3 protein-coding genes are annotated in these 2563 nt (G+C 75.1%); all 3 read left to right on the forward strand.

All coding sequences use genetic code 11. The annotated features are described in order from the left end of the window. Window positions 1-181: 181 nt before the first annotated feature. Entirely contained in the window at window positions 182-406 is a 225-nt protein-coding gene (locus HGA02_RS16040; RefSeq protein ID WP_168680091.1) for a hypothetical protein, read from the forward strand. A 2-nt stretch (window positions 407-408) separates the two neighbouring features. Continuing rightward, window positions 409-1596: an alcohol dehydrogenase catalytic domain-containing protein gene (locus HGA02_RS16045; protein ID WP_168680092.1), complete on the forward strand. Its 1188-nt coding sequence runs from the start codon at window positions 409-411 to the stop codon at window positions 1594-1596. Window positions 1597-1615: 19 nt separating this feature from the next. After that, window positions 1616-2563, forward strand: a 948-nt coding sequence (locus HGA02_RS16050) for an NAD-dependent epimerase/dehydratase family protein (protein ID WP_246247918.1), incomplete at its 3' end; no start/stop codon positions are given.

Below are 2563 nucleotides of genomic sequence, written 5' to 3' on the forward strand. Positions count from 1 at the left end.
GGCGACGAGGAGCACGCCGAGGCCCGCGCGGCGTGGGACCTGCATGGACGCATCGTGACGCCCGGCCGTCGGGGGCGCACGCGGAGCGGTCGCCGGTGCGCACCGGTCGGCCGGGACCGTGCCCGTCGCGCGCGCGTCCGCTCGAGATGCGCCATGCCGCGCACGGTGTGACCGTGGCTAGATGACGAGCCCTGACGACACCCCCACCACCCCCGACGACGGCACGCTGCCTCCGGACGACACCAGCACCCCGACGGCCCGGTCCGTCGAGGGCGAGACGCCCGACCCGGACGCCGACCCCGGCATGCTGAACCCGCGGACCGGTGCGTCCGCGTCCGGCGAGGAGGGCACCGGGTACGACGACCCCGACGCCGACCCCGCCAACCTCAACCCGCGGGAGGGCTGAGCGTGCGGGCCCTCACCTGGCAGGCCCGCGAGAAGGTGTCGGTCGAGACGGTGGCCGACCCGACGATCCAGGAACCCACGGACGCGATCGTCCGCGTGACGTCCACGGCCATCTGCGGGTCCGACCTGCACCTGTACGGGTTCCTCGGGGCGTACCTCGACAAGGGCGACATCCTCGGCCACGAGGCGATGGGCGTCGTCGAGGCCGTGGGGGCGGGGGTGCGGAACCTGCGTGTCGGCGACCGCGTCGTGGTGCCGTTCGGCATCGCGTGCGGCACGTGCTTCATGTGCCGCCGCGGGCTGCAGTCGCAGTGCGAGACGACGCAGGTGCACGAGCAGGACAAGGGCGCGGCGCTGTTCGGGTACACGTCGCTGTACGGCAGCGTCCCCGGCGGGCAGGCGCAGTACCTGCGCGTGCCGCAGGCGCACTACGGCCCGGTCGTGGTGCCCGACGACGGCGAGCCCGACGAGCGGTACCTCTACCTGTCCGACGTGCTGCCGACCGCGTGGCAGGCCGTCGAGTACGCCGACATCCCGGCGGGCGGCAGCGTGCTCGTCGTCGGCCTCGGGCCGATCGGCCAGATGTCCGCCCGGATCGCGCGGCACCGCGGTGCGGGTCGCGTCATCGGCGTCGACCTGGTGCCCGAGCGGCTCGAGATGGCGCGCCGCCACGGGATCGAGGTGGTCGACGCGCGCGAGGACGTGCTCGAGGCGGTGCGCGAGCTCACCGAGGGCCGTGGTGCGGACGCCGCGATCGACGCCGTCGGCATGGAGGCGCACGGGTCGCCCGTGGCCGCCGGTGCCCAGCGTGCCGCGGTCGTCCTGCCCGACGCGGTCGCGCGGTCGTTCATGGAGAAGGCGGGCGTCGACCGGCTCGCGGCGCTGCGCACCGCGATCGAGGGTGTGCGGCGCGGCGGCACGGTGTCCGTGTCGGGCGTCTACGGCGGTGCCGTCGACCCGTTCCCGCTCATGGACATCTTCGACCGGCAGCTCACGTTCCGGTTCGGCCAGGCGAACGTCCGCCGCTGGACCGACGCGATCCTGCCGCTGGTCGCCGACTCCGCGGACCCGCTCGGCGTGCTCGACCTGCGCACGCACCGCGTGCCGCTCGAGGACGCCCCGGGGGCGTACGAGATGTTCCAGAAGAAGGACGACGGCTGCATCAAGGTCGTCCTGGACCCGGGCGCATGAGTCGAGGCGGGGGCGGGGCATGAGGGTCGTGGTGGTCGGTGCCAGCGGGAACGTCGGCACGGCGGTCCTGCGGCGGCTGCGCGAGGACGCGACCGTCACGTCCGTCGTGGGTGTCGCGCGGCGCACGCCGCGGACCACGCCGCCCCCGCCGTACGACGTCGCGTCGTGGGTGCCCGTCGACATCGGGGCGCGCGTGCCCGACGACGAGGTCGTCGCGGACCTGGCCCGCGTGTTCGCGGGCGCCGACGCCGTCGTGCACCTCGCGTGGGCGATCCAGCCGAGCCACGACCGGCGCCGGCTCGCCGACGTCAACGTCACGGGGACGCGTCGCGTGCTCGAGGCCGTGGTCCGGGCCGGGGTCCCGCACGTCGTGGCCGCGTCGTCGGTCGGCGCGTACTCGCCGGCCCCCGACGACGTCCCGCGGTCGGAGGGCTGGGCGACCGACGGCGTGCGCAGCTCGCAGTACAGCGTCGACAAGGCCGCGCAGGAGCGGCTGCTCGACGAGTACGAGGAGACGCACCCCGACCTGGCCGTCGCGCGGCTGCGGCCCGCACTGATCTTCCAGCGCGCCGCCGGGCACGAGATCACCGGCCTGTTCCTCGGGCCGTTCGTGCCCGAGCGCATCCTCGGCGGCAAGGTGCCCGTGCTGCCGTGGCCCGCGGGCGTCCGGCTCCAGGCCGTGCACGCCGACGACGTCGGCGCCGCCTACCGCGAGGCCGTCGTGCGCCAGGTGCGCGGTGCGTTCAACATCGCCGCGCCGCAGGTCCTGCACGCCGAGGACGTCGCGCGCGTCGTCGGCGGCGAGGGCACCCCCGTGCGGGAGGTACCCGTCCCCGTCGTGCGGGCCTCGGCACGCTCGACCTGCACGCAGGACTGGGAGTCGGCGAGCACGCCGAGCCGACGTCGGTCGCGGTCGTGGGAGACCACGTGCTCGTCGTCGTCGACACCTCCGCGTCCTTCACGGACC

The organism is Cellulomonas septica, from assembly GCF_012396155.1.
GTDB classification, from domain to species: Bacteria; Actinomycetota; Actinomycetes; order Actinomycetales; family Cellulomonadaceae; genus Cellulomonas; species Cellulomonas septica.

What these genes read in the sequence shown, in the direction of transcription:
- HGA02_RS16040 (WP_168680091.1), top strand. Translation starts at nt 182, where the DNA reads ATGACGAGCCCTGACGACACCCCCACCACCCCCGACGACGGCACGCTG.